The sequence below is a fragment of the Limimaricola pyoseonensis genome (assembly GCF_900102015.1).
Lineage (GTDB): Bacteria > Pseudomonadota > Alphaproteobacteria > Rhodobacterales > Rhodobacteraceae > Limimaricola > Limimaricola pyoseonensis.
Genome location: NZ_FNAT01000003.1, coordinates 132,157 through 149,487, shown reverse-complemented (window position 1 = coordinate 149,487; position 17,331 = coordinate 132,157). Strand labels below are relative to the sequence as shown.

Genomic DNA, 17,331 nt, shown 5'->3' with positions numbered 1-17,331 from the left:
TCGCTGGGTCTGGCGGGGTGTTTTCACGTCCGCCTTGTCCCGGCCCCTCGCTTGCGCTCGGGGCGTTCGGCGCTGACGAGGCTCCAGCGGAGCCTCGTCCGGGCGCGGGCCCCTTCGCTTGCGCTCCGGGGCGTTCGGCGGGGGAACGCTCCACCGGAGCGTTCCCTGATCCGCCTCACCCCTTCTTCAGCACCTTCTGGCCGAGCGCTTCGGCGATCTGCACCGCGTTCAGCGCCGCGCCCTTGCGCAGGTTGTCCGAGACGCACCACAGGTTCAGGCCGTTCTCGACGGTCGAATCCTGCCGGATGCGGCTGATGAAGGTGGCGAAGTCGCCCACGCATTCGACCGGGGTGACGTAGCCGCCGTCCTCGCGCTTGTCGACGACCATGATCCCCGGCGCCTCGCGCAGGATCTCGCGGGCCTCCTCCTCGTCGAGGAACTCCTCGAACTCGATGTTGATCGCCTCGGAATGGCCGACGAAGACCGGCACCCGCACGCAGGTCGCGGTCAGCTTGATCGCCGGGTCGAGGATCTTCTTGGTCTCGACCACCATCTTCCACTCTTCCTTGGTCCCGCCGTCCTCCATGAAGACGTCGATATGCGGGATCACGTTGAAGGCGATCTGGCGCGGATAGACGCTGGGCGCGACCTCCTGGCCGGGCACATACATGCCCTTGGTCTGGTTCCACAGCTCGTCGATCGCGTCCTTGCCGGTGCCCGAGACCGACTGGTAGGTCGAGACGACGACGCGCTTGATCTTCGCGCGGTCGTGCAGCGGCTTGAGCGCCACCACCATCTGCGCGGTCGAGCAGTTCGGGTTGGCGATGATGTTCTTCTTGGCATAGCCCAGCACCGCGTCGGCGTTGACCTCTGGCACCACCAGCGGCACGTCGGGGTCCATCCGGTAGAGCGACGAGTTGTCGATCACGATGCAGCCCGCCGCGGCGGCCTTGGGCGCGTATTCCTTCGTCGCCTCCGAGCCGATCGCGAAGAGCGCGATGTCCCAGCCGGTGAAGTCGAACTGCTCGAGATCCTTGGTCTTGAGGGTCTTGTCGCCGAAGCTCACCTCGGTGCCGAGCGAACGGCGGCTGGCGAGCGCGGCGATCTCGTCGATCGGGAATTTGCGCTCGTCCAGGATGTTGAGCATTTCGCGGCCCACGTTCCCCGTGGCGCCGACGACAACGACCTTGTAGCCCATGTCGGGACCCTCCTGAATTGACGTGCGGTCCCTACACGTTCCGACGCGGAAGGGAAAGCGCCCCATGGGCGGTTGCGACGCAATTTCGATGAAGGGGGGACTGGTCGGAGTGAGAGGATTCGAACCTCCGACCCCCTGCTCCCGAAGCAGGTGCGCTACCAGGCTGCGCTACACTCCGACCGTGGCGCCGACCTAACGCCTCGCGTTTGGCTTTGCAAGGGGGTCGCGAAGTCAATCCGCGCGGAACCGGCCCGGCCGCAGGAAACGCTTGAGCACGCTGGCGCGGGGCGCGCTGCCGCTTTCCCAGCGCAGCCGGGTCTGCAGCACCGGGCGGTGCGCCGAGCGGCCGCCGCGCCCTTCGCGGATCACGATGTAGAGGCCCGAGGCGATGATGATTCCCGCCCCCAGCATGGTCGGCCCGTCGGGCAGCTCCTCGAAGAACAGCGCGCCATAGGCGGTGGCCCAGATGATCTGGCTGTACTGCATCGGCGCCACCACCACCGCCTCGCCGGTGGAATAGGCCGCGACCATGATCCGCCCGCCGATCCAGCCCAGCGCCGCGATCACCGCCATCAGCCCGAAATCCGAGATCGGCATCGGCTTGTAGACGAAGGCCAGCGCCGAGCCCATCAGCACGAAGTTCGCGATCATCGGGTAGAGCAGCAGCACCACGGGCCGCTCCTCGTGGCCGATCTTGCGTACCACGATCGAGGCGGTCGAGCCGCCGATCGCCACGCCGAGCGCCGCGAGATGGCCCAGCGACAGTTCGGTCTGGCCCGGGCGCAGCACCACCAGAACGCCCATCAGCCCGACCAGGACCGCGCCCCAGCGGCGCGGGCCGACGCTTTCGCCCAGCACCGGGATCGCCAGCACGGTGATCAGCAAGGGCGTCGCGAATATCAGCGCGTAGACCTGCGCCAAGGGCAGCACCGAGAAGGCGTAGAAGGCGCAGGTCGCGGTCAGGAAGCCGGCCGCGGTCCTGAGCGCCACCCACCACGGGTGGCGGGGCCTGAGCGTGCCGGGCTCGGGGTCGCCGATGATCATCACCAGCGCCAGCGGGAAGGCGAGCGTGACCGAGAAGAAGATCAGCTGCACCGGCGAGTAGCCGCCGCCCAGCACCTTGATGATCACGTCATGCGTGGCAAAGACGCCGAAGGACACAAGCGCCAGCAGCGCGCCTTTCGCATTCTCGCCCATGCGCGTTCTCCCGGTCGAAACGGTGGTGTTAGCGCCACCATTGGCCGAGGCCGCCGGGCGATGCAACCCGGGGTCAAGCGGCGCGGGCGGGTTTCCCCGCCCGCGCCGGATCGGCTCAGAGCGAGGCGTCGAGCGCCTCGAGGATGGCGTCGCCCATCTCGGCGGTCGAGATCGGCGTGCCGCCCTCGGGGCCGAGCAGGTCGGCGGTGCGCTTGCCGTCGGCCAGCACCTTTTCCACCGCCTTTTCCAGACGCTCGGCCTCGGTGCCCTGGTCGAAGCTGTAGCGCAGCGCCATCGCGAAGCTCAGGATGCAGGCGATCGGGTTGGCCTTGCCCTGGCCCGCGATGTCGGGGGCCGAGCCGTGCACCGGCTCGTAGAGCGCCTTGGGGCGGCCATTGGCCATCGGCGCGCCAAGCGAGGCGGAGGGCAGCATGCCGAGCGAGCCTGTGAGCATCGCGGCGGCGTCCGACAGCAGGTCGCCAAACAGGTTGTCGGTGACGATCACGTCGAACTGCTTGGGCCAGCGGCAGAGCTGCATGGCGCCGGCGTCGGCATACATGTGGCTCAGCTCGACATCCGGGTACTCGGCGTCGTGGATCTCCTGCACGACCTGGCGCCACAGCACGCCCGATTCCATGACGTTGGCCTTCTCCATCGAGCAGACCTTGTTGCCGCGGCGGCGGGCCAGCTCGAAGGCGGAGCGTGCGACGCGGGCGATCTCGCTTTCGGTGTAGCGCTGGGTGTTCACGCCGACGCGCTCGTTGCCCTCCTTGTGGATGCCGCGCGGCTCGCCGAAATAGACGCCGCTCGTCAGCTCGCGCACGATCATGATGTCGAGGCCGGCGACCACGTCGCGCTTGAGCGAGGAGAAATCGGCCAGCGCGTCGAAGCACTGCGCCGGGCGCAGGTTCGAGTAGAGGTCCATCTCCTTGCGCAGGCGCAGGAGCCCGCGCTCGGGCTTCACCGAGAAGTCGAGCGTGTCGTATTTCGGCCCGCCCACGGCGCCCAGCAGCACCGCGTCGGCGTTCTGCGCCTTTTCCATGGTGGCATCGGTGAGCGGCGTGCCATGCGCGTCGTAGGCCGCGCCGCCGACGAGGTCGTCCTCGACGTCGAAGGCGAGGTCGCGCTTGTCACCGAACCAGCCGATGATCTTCTTCACCTCGTTCATGACTTCGGGACCGATGCCGTCGCCGGCGAGGATCAGAAGGGAAGGATTGGACACGGTGCGGCTCCGTTTTGAAAGAAATGCAACGGATTTCGGGTAGCGGCTGGTCGCCGCAGGGTCAAGCTGGGGCGGGGCCTTCGGCGGCGGGTCGGCGGGGGCTGCGCGCCATCGGGTTCCGGCCCGGAGCGGACTGGCGCCGGGCGGCGCCGCGCGCTCAGTCGAGGCGCAGATCGACCCAGACCAGCCGGTGCGACGACGCGGTGGCGGCGGCTTCTGCCAGCGGCCCGGCCTCGGGCCAGACCACGCCCGCGCCCGTCACCCGCCAGCCCGCGCGCGAGGGCAGCACGTAGTCGACGCGCAGATTGCCCGGCCCCTCGGGCGGGTCGCGCCAGTCTGCGGTGTCGAGGGCCGGGTCGCCCCGCTGCCCCGGATCGGCGGCGGCGCGGCCGCCGGGGCTGGCCGGGCGGGGATCCATGAGGCGCGGATCGGCGAGCAGCGCGGCGATGGCGGCGTGCCGCCCCTCGCCATCGACGGGGTCGAGATGGGCGCGCCCGAGGATCGCGAAGGGCGGTTCGGGCACAGGGCCGAGATCGCCGTCGAGCAGCCGGGCCCAGAGGCGGATCTCGTCGCGGTTGCGGCGGCCGTTCAGATCCTCCGGCCCGTCGAAGACCGGGGGCGTGGCGGCGAAGGCCATCAGGGTGACGGGGCCGGACGGGGTCTCGGCCGGGACGACCCAATGGCCGGTGCTCGACAGGAGCCGGACGGCATGGACTGCCTCGGACGGAAAGGGTGCGCCGCCGGTCACGGGCCATGCGGCGCCGGGCAGGTCGCGCCAGGGCAGGGGGCTGAGGTCGCGCGCGGGGCCGAGCGGGTGGCGCGACAGGAGCGCCAGAGCGCCATCGCCGGTGAAGCGGCCGTAGCCCTGCGCGTCGCGCGGGCCATGCGCGCGGCCGTCGCCGTCGAGATCGGCACCGGAGGGGCGGCCGGCATTCGAGGGCAGCGCGAGCCGATAGGGGTAATCCGGGCCGCCATCCGCGTGCAGCGCGTCGGCGAAGGCCGCGAGCGCCGCGCCGTCCGCGTCGCGGTCGAAGCCGGTCAGCAGCAGGATGTCGGGGGCGGCATGGGCGATGACGGCGATCGCGGCGGCGACCTGCGCCTCGCCCTTCAGGATGTCGCGCAGCAGAAGGCCGGGGCCGTCGCGCGACAGCCCCGGCCCGTAGCTGGCCAGTCGCAGCGTCTCGGCCGGCAAGGGGGCGGGCAGGGCGCTTGCGAGAAGGGCGGTGGCAAGTAGGGCGGCGCCCGGCGCCGCCCGGCGCGCCGTCAGGCCGGCATCATCCGACGGTCGCGGGCATTGGCGCGCTCGCGCTGCGCGTCGATCATGTCGGCCACGCGCTGCAGCGCCACGCCGCGCATCAGCAGGCTCGCCGGCAGGAAGGCCCATGCGGTCACCGTCCAGATCAGGGCATGCGGGTCCGACAGCTCGATCGGCCCCAGCAGCGGCAGGCCCAGCTTCACCAAGGCCGGCATCACGAATGGCAGCAGAAAGCCTAACACGAGGTTAAACTGGGCGTCGCGCCGCAGCCGCCAGATCACGTCCGGCCCCGAGGTCGGGTCGAAGGTCGGCAGGTTGATCCAGACGTTGAAGTTGCGCGAGGGCAGCGGCCAGCCGCGCAGCCGCAGCAGCGCGGCGAAGAAGGCCACCGAGCCCAGCGACAGCAGGTAGCTGACCGCCGCGAGACCGCGCAGATCGGGCAGCGGCTCGCCGGCCTGCGGCAAGGCCAGCAGGAACAGCCGCACCGGCGAATAGGCGATGTCGAGCGCCGCGCCGAGCCGCGTGCCCACGGCGCGGGCGATCTCGGTCAGCGTCGAGGGTTCGGCCGCGCCGCGCAGCACCAGCGCCAGCAGGAAGACGTTCAGCGCGGTGAACAGGAAGCGGATGCGGTTGAAGGGCGGCGCGTCGCGGAACTCGACCAGGCTGGGCGAGAGCGCGGTGTATTCGACCAGCGTGAACAGCGCCGCGCCGATGGCGATCAGCGCCACGATCTCGGGCGTGCCCGATCCGCTGGCCGGCAGCAGCATCGACGGTATCGCGATCAGCAATACCACCAGAACCGCCCGCAGGAGTCCTCCCGTCAGTCGCCCAATCATAGCCCGCCCAATCCTGCGCCGGCCGGCCGCGATTCTGTGCCGCGATCCTGGTCCGGTCGGTTTCCGCCCACGCGGGGCGGCTTGCCTCAATCCTGCCATGATTTGTGCCCTCTCGAGTCGGGAACGGCAACGCATTGTTAGACTTGGCGTTGCGACTGAGGCGGTTTTGCGACGCTGGTGGCGCGGCAATGCATCCTGCTGGCGGCCAATCTGCGACTTCTACCGAGGGATCGTTTCTCGATCGGGTATGAACAGGCAGTCTGGACCCCATATGTTGACATCCCGTTGATGACGTAACGGAATATGGACCCGGCCGGATTGTGGCCGCGCCGCCGGCGGGGGCCGGAATCGAAACGGGGCGGCCGTGACCGGCCGCCCCGCATCGTGGCGAAATCATGGCAGGGCCGCCGGCCCCGCCCCCGGTTTCAGACCCGGCTCAGACCCAGGGCCGGGCCTGCGCGGCCTGCGCCTCGAAGGCGTCGATCGCGGGCGCGCGCTCCATGGTCAGGCCGATGTCGTCGAGCCCCTCGAGCAGGCAGTGCTTGCGGAACGGGTCGACCTCGAAGGAGATGGTCTCGCCCTCCGAGGTGGTCAGCACCTGGTTCTCGAGATTGACGGTGATCCGCGCGTTCGAGCCGCGCTCGGCGTCGCGCATCAGGATGTCGACCTGCTCCTGCGGCAGCGCGATCGGCAGGATGCCGTTCTTGAAGCAGTTGTTGAAGAAGATGTCGGCGAAGCTCGGCGCGATCACGCATTTGATGCCGAAATCCTTGATCGCCCAGGGCGCGTGCTCGCGCGAGGAGCCGCAGCCGAAATTGTCGCCCGCGACGAGGATCTCGGCGCCGCGATAGGCCGGCTGGTTCAGCACGAAATCGGCGATCTCGTTGCCGTCGTCGTCGTAGCGCATCTCGGCGAACAGGTTCACCCCCAGCCCCGACCGCTTGATGGTCTTCAGGAACTGCTTGGGGATGATCATGTCGGTGTCGATGTTGACCAGCGGCATCGGGGCGGCGACGCCCTGGAAGCTTTCGAACTTGTCCATCACATCATCTCCCGCACGTCGGTCAGGTGTCCGGTGATCGCGGCGGCCGCCGCCATCGCCGGGCTCATCAGGTGGGTCCGCCCGCCGCGGCCCTGACGGCCCTCGAAGTTGCGGTTGGAGGTCGCGGCGCAGCGCTCGCCGGGCGAGAGCTGGTCGGGGTTCATCGCCAGGCACATCGAGCAGCCGGCGAGGCGCCATTCGAAGCCCGCCGCCTTGAAGATGTCGGCGAGGCCCTCTTCCTCGGCCTGCGCGCGCACGAGGCCGGAGCCCGGCACCACCATGGCGCGCATGCCGTCCTTGATCTTCTTGCCTTTGAGGATCGCGGCGGCGGCGCGCAGATCCTCGATCCGGCCGTTGGTGCAGGACCCGATGAAGACCGTGTCGATCTCGATCTCGCTCAGCTTCTGGCCCGCCTTCAGGCCCATGTAGTCGAGCGCGCGCTTGGCGGCGTCGACCTTGCCGCCCTTGAAGCTCTCGGGCGCGGGCACGACGTCGGTGATCGGCAGCACGTCCTCGGGCGAGGTGCCCCAGGTGACGACCGGGGCGATGTCCTCGCCGCGGATGGTGACGACCTTGTCCCAATGCGCGTCGTCATCGGAGTAGAGCGTCTTCCACCACTCCATCGCGGCTTCCCACTGCGCGCCCTTCGGCGCGTGCGGGCGGCCCTTGACGTATTCGAAGGTGGTCTCGTCGGGCGCGATGAGGCCCGCGCGCGCGCCGCCCTCGATCGCCATGTTGCAGACCGTCATCCGGCCTTCCATCGACAGCGAGCGGATCGCCTCGCCGCAATACTCGATCACGTAGCCGGTGCCGCCGGCGGTGCCGGTCTGGCCGATCACCGACAGCGTGATGTCCTTGGCGGTGACGCCGGGCGCGAGCTTGCCGGTGATCTCCACCTTCATGTTCTTGGACTTCGACTGGATCAGCGTCTGCGTGGCCAGCACGTGCTCGACCTCGGAGGTGCCGATGCCATGCGCTAGTGCGCCGAAGGCGCCGTGGGTCGCGGTGTGGCTGTCGCCGCACACCACCGTCATGCCCGGCAGGGTCCAGCCCTGCTCGGGGCCGACGATGTGCACGATGCCCTGCCGCACGTCGGAGACCGGGTAGTAGTTGATGCCGAAGTCGCGGGCGTTCTTGTCGAGCGCCTCGACCTGGATGCGGCTGTCCTCGTTCTCGATCACCTTGTCGCGCCCCTCGGTGGTGGGCACGTTGTGGTCGGGCACGGCGATGGTCTTCTCGGGCGCGCGCACCGGGCGGTTCGCCATGCGCAGACCCTCGAAGGCCTGCGGGCTGGTGACCTCGTGCACGAGGTGGCGGTCGATGTAGAGCAGCGAGGTGCCGTCCTCGGCCGCGTGGACGAGATGCGCGTCCCAGATCTTGTCGTAGAGTGTCTTGCCGGTCATGGAGGTGTCCTCTTGCGGCTGGATGGTCTGTCGGCGCGCGCGCAGGGCGCGGCCGGGGGGTCACGCGGGCGCAATCGCGCCCCGCCGCGTCAAAGTCGCGCGAGGATGGTCAGGGTCGCGCCGAAGAACCGCCAGGGCAGCCGCGCGCGATCGTCCATGTCGAAGACCCGTGTCATGCGCCCGATCTACTCCCTCTGCCGCAGCGGCACAAGAGAGACGGCCGCGGAACGCCGCGGCGCGGCGGCGGCCGCGGCTGGACCGGCGGGGCGGGGCGCTACATGCTGGGGGACCCAACCACACGGAGCGCAGCATGGAGCCCGAGACCGGCGCGGCAGAGCTGGCCGAGGAGACGGCCGAGGCCGCCGAGGCCACCGCCGCCGAGATGGCCGAGACCGCGGCCGAGGCGCCCGAGGCGATCGCCGAGACGGTGACCGATTTCGGCGAGCGGCTGGCGATGGATGGCGAGCGGGTCGTCACCACCGTGATGCAGCCCTGGAACGCCTGGCAGCTGGTGATCGTCGCGGCGCTGTTCGCGGCCGCGCATCTCGGCCGGGCCTGGCTCGGGCCGAAGCTGCACGAATGGATGCGCACCCGCGAGAACTGGCCGCGCTGGCGGATGCGCTACGCGGTGATGCTGCACCGGCGGCTGCGCGGCTGGCTGTTCCTCGGGGGCGTCTGGCTGGCGCTCGGCGTCACCCGGCAGGTCGACCCCGCCGCCGGGACGGCGGTGCTCAGGGTGGTGGCGCTTCTGGCCACCGGCTGGCTCTTCGTGGCGCTGGTGACGCGGCTGATCGCCAACCCGCTCCTGCGCGGGCTGCTGCGCTACGGCGCCTGGGCCTGGATCACGCTGCGCATCCTCGATCTCGACACCGAGTTCGCGCGCGTGCTCGACAGCCTCGCGATCCAGGCGGGCGAGCTGCGGATCTCGGTGCTGCTGGTGCTCAAGGCGGCGCTGGTGCTGGGCGTGGCCTTCTTCCTGGCGCGGCTCCTGGCGCGCAGCAGCGCCCATAGGATCGAGAGCAACCCCGAGATCAGCCCCTCGATGCAGGTGCTGGCGGTGAAGCTTCTGCAGCTTCTGTTCTACGGCGTCGCGGTCTTCGTCGGCCTGCGCGCGGTCGGCGTGGACCTCACCGGCCTCGCGGTGCTGTCGGGCGCGATCGGCGTGGGCTTGGGCTTCGGCCTGCAGAAGGTGGTGTCGAACCTCGTCTCGGGCCTGATCATCCTGATGGACAAGTCGATCAAGCCCGGCGACGTGATCTCGGTGGGCCAGACCTTCGGCTGGATCTCGACGCTGGGGGCGCGCTACGCGAGCGTCGTCACCCGCGACGGCAAGGAATACCTGATCCCGAACGAGGACCTGATCACCACGCAGGTGGTGAACTGGACCCATTCCAACAACTCGGTGCGGATCGACCTCGATTTCGGCACCTCCTACGGCGACGATCCGCACGCGGTGCGCGCCTGCGCCATTGCCGCCGCGCAAGGCTGCGGACGGGTTCTGGCGCAGCCCGCCCCGGTCTGCCATATCACCGGCTTCGGCGATTCGAGCGTGGACTACATCCTGCGCTTCTGGATCGACGACGCGACGGCGGGGCTGACCAATATCCGCGGCGACGTGTTCCTCGCGCTGTGGGACGCGTTTCAGGCCGAGGGCATCACGATTCCCTTCCCGCAGCGCGAGGTGCGGATGCTCGACGGCTCGCAACTTGCGGTCGCGCGGCGCACCGCCGAGTGAACCCGCGTGAGGGCGCGGCCGCGTTGAAAACGGCCCTCCCCCTTGCTACATTGATGATACGCCCGGCGCCGGGGCGCGTTGGCGGCGCGAAACCGGAGGATGATGACCTGTCTCTTTCCACCACGGCGGCCGATGCCGCTTCCACGGGCGCGGGCCTGATGGCCGGGGCGCCCTCCGTGACGAGCGATGCGCTGCTGGAAGCGATCCTCGCCTCCCTCGACGATGACAAGGCCGAAGAGGTCGTGCAGATCGATCTGCGCGGGCGCTCCGAGATGGGCGATTACATGGTGATCGCCTCGGGCCGCTCCTCGCGCCAGGTTGCCGCGATCGCCGAGAAGCTGACCGACCGGCTCAAGCAGCAGTTCGGCGTGCTCTCCAAGACCGAGGGCAAGGATACCGGCGACTGGGTGCTGATCGACACCGGCGACGTGATCGTGCACGTGTTTAGGCCCGAGGTGCGCGAGTTCTACCAGCTGGAGAAGATGTGGGCGCCTTCCGGGGCGGCCGCCGACAGCTTCCGCTGATGCGCGTCAGGATCTGCGCGGTGGGCCGGATGAAATCCGGCCCCGAGCGCATGCTGGTCGACGACTACGTCACGCGGTTCGACCGCACCGGCCGCGCGCTGGGCCTCGGGCCGCTTTCCATCTCCGAAGTGGACGACCGCAAGGGCGGCGGCATGGCCGGCGAGGCCGCGCTCTTGGAACGCGCCGTGCCCGACGGCGCGGTGCTCTGCGTCATGGACGAGCGCGGCCGCGAGATGACCTCGCCCGACTTCGCCGCGATGCTGGCCGGCTGGCGCGACCAGGGCCGGCCCGAGGCCGCCTTCGTGATCGGCGGCGCCGACGGGATCGACCCCGCGCTGAGATCGCGCGCCGATGCCGCGATCAGCTTCGGGCCGATGGTCTGGCCGCACATGCTGGTGCGCGCCATGCTCACCGAGCAGCTCTACCGCGCCGCCTCGATCCTCGCGGGCTCGCCCTATCACAGGGTCTGACACGGGGGTCTGACCGGCCCCCGTCTTTGTGGACAATCGGGGCGGTTTGGCTCAGGACTTGGCCCGACCCCAAAAGGAGGCCTCCCCGATGGCGACACCGAAACCCGTGGTCCTGTGCATCCTCGACGGCTGGGGCCTGCGGGCCGAGACAGAGGGCAACGCGCCGGCGCTGGCGCGGACCCCGGCCTTCGACCGGATCATGCAGGGCCCCAACGCCACGCTGACCACGCACGGGCCGGATGTCGGCCTGCCCTCGGGCCAGATGGGCAATTCCGAGGTCGGGCACACCAATATCGGCGCGGGCCGGGTCGTCGCCATGGATCTCGGCCAGATCGACCTCGCGATCGAGGACGGCTCCTTCTTTAAGGCCGAGGCGCTGGTGGCCTTCGCCAAGACCTTGCAGGATTCGGGCGGCACCGCGCATCTCTTCGGCGTGGTCTCCGACGGCGGGGTGCACGGCCATCTCGAGCACATCGTCGCCGCCGCGAAGGCGCTGCGCGACCGCGACGTGGCGGTGACGGTGCACGCCATCACCGACGGGCGCGACGTCGCGCCCTCCTCGGCCGACGGCTTCGTGGCCGAGCTGCAGGACAAGCTGCCCGAGGGCACGCGCATCGCCACGGTGATCGGCCGCTACTACGCCATGGACCGCGACAACCGCTGGAACCGGGTGAAGACCGCCTACGACGCCATCGTGGCCGGCGAGGGGCCGCGCGCCGATGACCCGCTTTCGGCGGTGAAGACCGCATGGGACGCCGGCCAGACCGACGAGTTCATCCCCGCCACGGTGATCGGCGACTATGCCGGCATGCAGCCGCAGGACGGCCTCTTCTGCCTAAACTTCCGCGCCGACCGCGCGCGCGAGATCCTCGCCGCCATCGCCGACCCGGCCTTCGACGGCTTCGATCGGGGCGAGGCCCCGGCGCTCGCCGCGCGGCTCGGCATGGTCGAGTATTCCGACCGCCACGTGGATTGGTACGAGACCGTCTTTCCGAAGCGCGACATCCGCAATACGCTGGGCGCCTGGGTGGCGGCGAAGGGGCTGACGCAGTTCCGCCTCGCCGAGACCGAGAAATACCCGCATGTCACCTTCTTCCTGAACGGCGGCCAGGAGGAGCCCGAGCCGGGCGAGGACCGCTTCATGCCGAAATCGCCGGACGTCGCGACCTACGACATGCAGCCCGAGATGTCGGCGGGCGAGGTGACCGAGGCCTTCGTGAAGGCGATCGAGAAGGGCTACGACCTGATCGTCACCAACTACGCCAACCCCGACATGGTCGGCCACACCGGCGACCTCGATGCCGCGATCAGGGCCTGCGAGGCGGTGGATGCGGGTCTGGCACGGGTCTGCGAGGCGCTGGAGAAGGCGGGCGGCGCGATGATCGTCACCGCCGATCACGGCAATTGCGAGCAGATGATCGACCCCGAAACGGGCGGCGCGCACACCTCGCACACGCTGAACCCGGTGCCGGTGGCGCTGTTCGGCGGGCCAGAGGGCGCGCGCCTGCGCGACGGGCGGCTGGCCGACCTCGCGCCGACGCTTCTGGCGCTGATGGGCCTCGACCAGCCCGAGGAGATGACCGGGCGCAGCCTGATCGCATGATCCGGGCGGGCCTGTTCGCGCTGGTGATGCTCGGCGCCGCCCCGGCGGCGGCGCAGGACACCGCCGCGCAGGCCGGGGCCGCCGCCGACCGGCTGGCCGCCGCCTCGGCCATGCTGGGCGAGGCCGAGGGCGCGCGCGACCGGGTGAGCGCGCTGACCGAGACGGTGCGCGCCTACGAGGACGGGCTGGTGGCGCTGCGCGACGGTCTACGCCGCGCCGCGATCCGCGAACGCGCGATCGAGGTCGAGCTGACCGCGCGGCGCGACGAGATCGCCGACCTCCTGGGCGCGCTGCAGGCGATGAGCCTCGCGCCCGCGCCGGTGCTGACGCTGCACCCATCGGGCGCGCTGGGCACGGCGCGGGCCGGGCTGATCGCCTCCGAGGTCACGCCGGCGCTGCAGGCCCGGGCCGAGGCGCTGCGCGCCGATCTCGAGGAGGTGGCGCAGATCCGGGCGCTGCAGGACAGCGCCATCGCCACGCTGGAAGAGGGGCTGGAGGGCGCGCAGATCGCCCGCGCCGCGCTCTCGGAGGCGATCTCCGAGCGCACCGACCTGCCGCGGCGCTTCACCGAGGACCCGGTGGCGACGGCGCTGCTTCTGGCCTCGACCGAAACGCTCGACGGCTTCGCCTCGGGTCTCGCGCAGATCGTCGATGCCGAGCTGTCGACCGCCGTGCCCGACGCCAGCGCCGCCAAGGGCGGGATCGCGCTGCCGGTGCAGGGGCAGGTGCTGCGCGGCTTCGGGCAGGCCGACGCGGCGGGCGTGGCGCGGCCCGGCCTCGTCATCGCCGCCGCGCCGCGGGCGCTGGTCTCGAGCCCGGTGGCCGCGACGCTGCGCTTTCGCGGCGAGCTTCTGGACTACGGCAACGTCGCGATCCTCGAGCCCGCGGCCGGCGTGCTGGTGGTGCTGGCCGGCCTCGCCGAGGTCTATGGCGAGACGGGCGAGATCCTGCCCGCCGGGGCGCCGGTCGGGCTGATGGGCGGAGAGCCGCCCGGCGCGCACGAAATCTTGACCGAATCGGCGCAGGGCGGTGGCGTCTCGCGGCCGGAAACGCTTTATCTGGAAGTGCGGGAGGGCGACACTCCCGTCGATCCCGCGACGTGGTTCGCGCTGGAGTGACGCCGCACGAACAGACCCGGCCGCCGCCGGGCGAGAACAGGGGGAAGACGGGCATGAAGACATCCTTGATCGCCGCGATCGCGGGCACCGCGCTGGGGCTGGTCGTGACCACCCAGGTCGCCGGGCCGCTGATCGCGCAGGAATCCCGCAACAATGCCAGCGTCTACGAGCAGCTCGACCTGTTCGGCGACATCTTCGAGCGGATCCGCGCCGAATATGTCGAGGAGGTCGACGAGGGCGAGCTGATCGAGGCCGCCATCAACGGCATGCTGACCTCGCTCGACCCGCACTCCTCCTACCTCTCGCCCGAGGACGCGGCCGACATGCGCACCCAGACGCGGGGCGAGTTCGGCGGCTTGGGCATCGAGGTCACGCAGGAAGAGGGCGTGGTGAAGGTGGTCTCGCCGATGGACGGCACCCCCGCCGACGCCGCCGGCGTCATGGCCGGCGACTTCATCACCGCCGTCGACGGCGAGAGCCTGCTCGGGCTGACGCTGGACGAGGCGGTCGAGATGATGCGCGGGCCGGTCGGCTCGGAGATCGTCATCACCGTGGTGCGCGAGGGCGAGGAGGAGCCCTTCGACCTCTCGATCGTGCGCGACACGATCAAGCTCAATGCCGTGCGCGCCCGCACCGAGGGCGACACCGTCGTGATGCGCGTCACCACCTTCAACGACCAGACCTTTCCCGACCTCAAGGCCGGCCTGAAGGAGGAGATCGAGAAGGCCGGCGGGCTCGACGCGATCAACGGCGTCGTGCTCGACCTGCGCAACAACCCCGGCGGCCTGCTGAACCAGGCGATCTACGTCTCCGACGCCTTCCTCGAGGCCGGCGAGATCGTCTCGACCCGTGGCCGCGACGTGGTCCAGTCCGAGCGCAACAACGCCACGCCGGGCGACCTGATCGAGGGCAAGCCGATGGTGGTGCTGATCAATGGCGGCTCGGCCTCGGCCTCCGAGATCGTCGCGGGCGCGCTGCAGGACCACCGCCGCGCCATCGTCGTCGGCACCCAGAGCTTCGGCAAGGGCTCGGTCCAGACGGTGATGCCGCTCAGAGGCGAGGGCGCGATGCGGCTGACCACGGCGCGCTACTACACGCCGTCGGGCCGCTCGATCCAGGCGCTCGGCATCTCGCCCGACATCATCGTCGAGCAGCCGCGCCGCCGCCCCGGCGCCGAGGAGGACGAGGAGAGCAGCGCGCTGCCGATGCGTTCCGAGGCCGACCTGCGCGGCAGCCTCGACAATGACAGCCTGTCCGAGGACGAGATCGAACAGCTCGAGGCCGATCGCGAGCGCGCCCAGAAGGCGGCCGAGCTGCGCGAGCAGGACTACCAGCTCGCCTACGCGATCGACATCCTCAAGGGCCTGACGGCGCTCGGGCCGCGGGCGCTGCCCGACCCCGAGCAGCGCGCCGAGGTGAGTGAAGACTCGGCGGAGGAGACCCCGCAGTGAGACCCGCCACCATTGCCGCCCTGCCGTTCCGCCCCTGCGTCGGCGTGATGCTGGTCAATGCCGAAGGCCGCGTCTTCGTCGGCCAGCGCATCGACCGCGACCAGGACGCCTGGCAGATGCCGCAGGGCGGGATCGACGCGGGCGAGGACGCCCGCGCCGCGGCGCTGCGCGAGCTGCTGGAAGAGACCGGCATCACCGAGGACAAGGTCGACATCGTCGCCCAGACCGAGGAGCCGCTGCGCTACGACCTGCCGACCGAGGTGGTGCCGCATATCTGGGGCGGCCGGTTCCGCGGCCAGGCGCAGTTCTGGGTGCTGATGCGGTTCCACGGCGACGAGCGCGACATCAACATCGCGACCGCCCATCCGGAGTTCAGCGCATGGAAATGGATCGAACCGTCGGAGCTGCCCGGGGCCATCGTGCCCTTCAAGCGCCACGTCTACGAGCAGGTGCTCGAGCGGCTCGGGCCGCTCATCTGATCGCCGCGGGGCTGGCGATCTTCGCCGCCGGCCCCGCCGCCGCGCTGTCATGCCTCGCGCCCGACCCGGTGCGCAGCTTCGCCGAGATCCACGCCGCGCCCGAGATCTACCGCGCCTATGTCGGCCGCTTCGCCTTCGACGAGGGCAAGCTGCCCCATTCCGACGCGCCCGCCGATGTCAGCGCCGTGCCGAACCCGATCCCGGCCGAGTTCGCAGGTCATCAGCTCGGCACCACCGGCTTCGAGACACCGGTCGAGACGCCGATGGTCCTGCAGCCCTCCTGCCTCGGGCCGTGGTGCGGCGGTCTGGCGCCGGGCGACGAGGTGCTGGTCTTCGCACGGGTCGAGGACGGGCGGCTGATCGTCGATCTCGAACCCTGCCCGGGCAAGGTGCAGGCCGCGCCCGACGCCGCCGCGCGCGAGGCGCTCGCCGCCTGCATGCGCGGCGAGGACTGCCGGCCCGCGGAGTGAAGGGGCGCCCCGCGGGGCGCCCGGGTTTTCAGCGCAGCCGGTTCAGCAGGCTTTCCGAGGCGAAGCCGTCCTGCGCCAGCCCGCGGTCGCGCTGGTAGGCGCGGATCGCCGAGATGGTGTTCGGCCCGATGATCCCGTCGGCGCCGCCCGCCTCGTAGCCCAGCGCGTTGAGGCGGCGCTGGATCTCGGCCCGCTCGGAAGAGTTCAGCGCCCGCCCGGTCATCATCCGCGTCAGGAACGGCCCCGCCCCGGCGATCCGGTCGCCGAGATGGCCCACCCCGATCGCGTAGGCGTCGGCGGCGTTGTAGCGCTTGATGACGTCGAAGTTGCGGAAGGTCATGAAGGCCGCGCCCTGCGCGCCCTCGGGCACGAGGATCTCGGCCGGGCCGAACTCACCGATCCGCCCGCCGGTCGCGGCCTGCACGCCCAAAGCCTGCCACTCGGCCGCGCTCTTCTTGGTGCCGCCGGCGAGCCCGTAGTTGAAGCCCTGCGGCAGCACCACCTCGACGCCCCAGGGCTGGCCGGTCCGCCAGCCGAAATTCGACAGGTACTTGGCGGTGGAGGCGAGACCGTCGGTCGGGTCGTCCGACCAGATGTCGCGCCGGCCGTCGCCGCGGAAATCGGCGGCATAGGCCTCGTAGGAGGTCGGGATGAACTGGGTGTGGCCCATCGCCCCGGCCCAGCTGCCGGTCATGTTCTCGGGCGCGACATCGCCGTTCTGCAGGATCTTCAGCGCCGAGGTCAGCTGCTGCTCGAAGAAGCGGCCGCGGCGGCCCTCATAGGCCAGCGTCGCCAGCGCCGAGACGACGGGAATGTCGCCGCGCCGCTTGCCGAAATTGCTCTCCATGCCCCAGACCGCGAGCACGGTCTGCCGGTCGACGCCGTAGCGCGCCTCGATCTCCGACAGCAGCGAGGCGTATTGCGCGGCCATCGCCCGGCCGGTCTCGACCCTGGTGTCGGAGGCGGCGGTCGAGAGGTATTCGCCCAGCGTCTTGGTGAACTCGGCCTGGTTGCGGTCCTTCTCGATCACGCCGGGGATGTAGCCGGCGTTGGCGAAGGCGCGCTCGAAGGTGGCGGCGGAGACGCCGGCCGAGAGCGCCCGGGCGCGGTAGCCCGCCACCCAGTTCGAGAATCCGGCATTGGGTCGGGGGCGCATGTCTTCGTCCATCTGTTCCGCGCGGGCCGGCGGCCGGGGCGAGCTGTCGAGCGGTCCGGAGACCGCCCCGCATGAGGCCAGGGCCGCGAGTGAAAGGCCCAAGAGGCCCGCCCGCCGGAGAATCGTCAAGTTCCGCACCGTCTGCTCCCGTTTTCGTTGTGGCAGCCATACC

The 17,331-nt window shown here is 70.5% G+C and carries 16 protein-coding genes and 1 tRNA gene; 8 read left to right on the top strand and 9 right to left on the bottom strand.

From position 1 onward, the window contains the following. Window positions 1-175 precede the first annotated feature (175 nt). The 8 genes from BLT43_RS08280 to leuC form a co-directional block, all read right to left on the bottom strand. Window positions 176-1,198 (bottom strand): aspartate-semialdehyde dehydrogenase, encoded by a 1,023-nt coding sequence (locus tag BLT43_RS08280; RefSeq protein ID WP_165612573.1) that lies wholly within the window; start codon window positions 1,196-1,198, stop codon window positions 176-178. 101 nt (window positions 1,199-1,299) lie between these two features. Then, a tRNA-Pro gene (locus tag BLT43_RS08275) sits at window positions 1,300-1,376 on the bottom strand. A 53-nt stretch (window positions 1,377-1,429) separates the two neighbouring features. Next, on the bottom strand, window positions 1,430-2,395 hold the full coding sequence (locus BLT43_RS08270) for a DMT family transporter (protein ID WP_090111818.1): 966 nt from the start codon (window positions 2,393-2,395) through the stop codon (window positions 1,430-1,432). A 115-nt stretch (window positions 2,396-2,510) separates the two neighbouring features. Beyond that, on the bottom strand, window positions 2,511-3,617 hold the full coding sequence (gene leuB / locus BLT43_RS08265) for a 3-isopropylmalate dehydrogenase (protein ID WP_090111816.1): 1,107 nt from the start codon (window positions 3,615-3,617) through the stop codon (window positions 2,511-2,513). A 157-nt stretch (window positions 3,618-3,774) separates the two neighbouring features. Then, window positions 3,775-4,809: an endonuclease/exonuclease/phosphatase family protein gene (locus tag BLT43_RS08260; protein ID WP_165612564.1), complete on the bottom strand. Its 1,035-nt coding sequence runs from the start codon at window positions 4,807-4,809 to the stop codon at window positions 3,775-3,777. 71 nt (window positions 4,810-4,880) lie between these two features. Continuing rightward, the gene (locus tag BLT43_RS08255) at window positions 4,881-5,708 is read right to left on the bottom strand and encodes a hypothetical protein (protein ID WP_090111814.1); all 828 of its coding nucleotides are present in this window, start codon (window positions 5,706-5,708) and stop codon (window positions 4,881-4,883) included. 436 nt (window positions 5,709-6,144) lie between these two features. Beyond that, complete coding sequence (leuD, locus tag BLT43_RS08250; RefSeq protein ID WP_090111812.1) at window positions 6,145-6,750, bottom strand: 3-isopropylmalate dehydratase small subunit; 606 nt, start codon at window positions 6,748-6,750, stop codon at window positions 6,145-6,147. Then, window positions 6,750-8,153 (bottom strand): 3-isopropylmalate dehydratase large subunit, encoded by a 1,404-nt coding sequence (gene leuC, locus BLT43_RS08245; protein WP_090111810.1) that lies wholly within the window; start codon window positions 8,151-8,153, stop codon window positions 6,750-6,752. The genes leuD and leuC overlap by 1 nt, the downstream gene beginning before the upstream one ends. A gap of 310 nt (window positions 8,154-8,463) precedes the next feature. Between leuC and BLT43_RS08235 the strand changes: the two genes are divergently transcribed. The 8 genes from BLT43_RS08235 to BLT43_RS08200 all read left to right on the top strand — a co-directional run bounded on the left by BLT43_RS08235 (window position 8,464) and on the right by BLT43_RS08200 (window position 16,003). Next, window positions 8,464-9,888, top strand: a complete 1,425-nt coding sequence (locus tag BLT43_RS08235; protein ID WP_090111806.1) for a mechanosensitive ion channel family protein — start codon at window positions 8,464-8,466, stop codon at window positions 9,886-9,888. 53 nt (window positions 9,889-9,941) lie between these two features. Next, window positions 9,942-10,412, top strand: coding sequence for a ribosome silencing factor (rsfS, locus tag BLT43_RS08230; protein ID WP_341349836.1), 471 nt, complete (start codon window positions 9,942-9,944; stop codon window positions 10,410-10,412). Then, on the top strand, window positions 10,412-10,882 hold the full coding sequence (rlmH, locus tag BLT43_RS08225; RefSeq protein ID WP_090112347.1) for a 23S rRNA (pseudouridine(1915)-N(3))-methyltransferase RlmH: 471 nt from the start codon (window positions 10,412-10,414) through the stop codon (window positions 10,880-10,882). Before rsfS ends, rlmH begins: the two co-directional genes overlap by 1 nt. A gap of 88 nt (window positions 10,883-10,970) precedes the next feature. Next, window positions 10,971-12,485, top strand: coding sequence for a 2,3-bisphosphoglycerate-independent phosphoglycerate mutase (gpmI, locus tag BLT43_RS08220; RefSeq protein ID WP_090111802.1), 1,515 nt, complete (start codon window positions 10,971-10,973; stop codon window positions 12,483-12,485). Then, window positions 12,482-13,603 carry a murein hydrolase activator EnvC family protein gene (locus tag BLT43_RS08215; RefSeq protein ID WP_090111800.1) on the top strand — a complete coding sequence of 374 codons (1,122 nt, stop codon included), beginning with the start codon at window positions 12,482-12,484 and terminating at the stop codon, window positions 13,601-13,603. Before gpmI ends, BLT43_RS08215 begins: the two co-directional genes overlap by 4 nt. A gap of 53 nt (window positions 13,604-13,656) precedes the next feature. Then, on the top strand, window positions 13,657-15,054 hold the full coding sequence (locus BLT43_RS08210; RefSeq protein WP_090111797.1) for a S41 family peptidase: 1,398 nt from the start codon (window positions 13,657-13,659) through the stop codon (window positions 15,052-15,054). Next, the gene (locus BLT43_RS08205; protein WP_090111796.1) at window positions 15,051-15,533 is read left to right on the top strand and encodes an RNA pyrophosphohydrolase; all 483 of its coding nucleotides are present in this window, start codon (window positions 15,051-15,053) and stop codon (window positions 15,531-15,533) included. Before BLT43_RS08210 ends, BLT43_RS08205 begins: the two co-directional genes overlap by 4 nt. A gap of 68 nt (window positions 15,534-15,601) precedes the next feature. Then, entirely contained in the window at window positions 15,602-16,003 is a 402-nt protein-coding gene (locus tag BLT43_RS08200; RefSeq protein WP_090111794.1) for a hypothetical protein, read from the top strand. Window positions 16,004-16,031: 28 nt separating this feature from the next. Here the strand turns inward: BLT43_RS08200 and BLT43_RS08195 are convergent, their stop codons facing one another. Then, window positions 16,032-17,288, bottom strand: a complete 1,257-nt coding sequence (locus BLT43_RS08195; protein ID WP_423222121.1) for a lytic murein transglycosylase — start codon at window positions 17,286-17,288, stop codon at window positions 16,032-16,034. Between the last annotated feature and the right edge of the window lie 43 nt (window positions 17,289-17,331).

Bases quoted from the DNA above. Each gene is read 5' to 3' on its own strand.
- BLT43_RS08280 (WP_165612573.1), bottom strand. From the start codon at position 1,198: ATGGGCTACAAGGTCGTTGTCGTCGGCGCCACGGGGAACGTGGGCCGC.
- BLT43_RS08270 (WP_090111818.1), bottom strand. From the start codon at position 2,395: ATGGGCGAGAATGCGAAAGGCGCGCTGCTGGCGCTTGTGTCCTTCGGC.
- BLT43_RS08255 (WP_090111814.1), bottom strand. From the start codon at position 5,708: ATGATTGGGCGACTGACGGGAGGACTCCTGCGGGCGGTTCTGGTGGTA.
- leuD (WP_090111812.1), bottom strand. From the start codon at position 6,750: ATGGACAAGTTCGAAAGCTTCCAGGGCGTCGCCGCCCCGATGCCGCTG.
- leuC (WP_090111810.1), bottom strand. From the start codon at position 8,153: ATGACCGGCAAGACACTCTACGACAAGATCTGGGACGCGCATCTCGTC.
- BLT43_RS08235 (WP_090111806.1), top strand. From the start codon at position 8,464: ATGGAGCCCGAGACCGGCGCGGCAGAGCTGGCCGAGGAGACGGCCGAG.
- rsfS (WP_341349836.1), top strand. From the start codon at position 9,942: ATGATACGCCCGGCGCCGGGGCGCGTTGGCGGCGCGAAACCGGAGGAT.
- rlmH (WP_090112347.1), top strand. From the start codon at position 10,412: ATGCGCGTCAGGATCTGCGCGGTGGGCCGGATGAAATCCGGCCCCGAG.
- gpmI (WP_090111802.1), top strand. From the start codon at position 10,971: ATGGCGACACCGAAACCCGTGGTCCTGTGCATCCTCGACGGCTGGGGC.
- BLT43_RS08215 (WP_090111800.1), top strand. From the start codon at position 12,482: ATGATCCGGGCGGGCCTGTTCGCGCTGGTGATGCTCGGCGCCGCCCCG.
- BLT43_RS08210 (WP_090111797.1), top strand. From the start codon at position 13,657: ATGAAGACATCCTTGATCGCCGCGATCGCGGGCACCGCGCTGGGGCTG.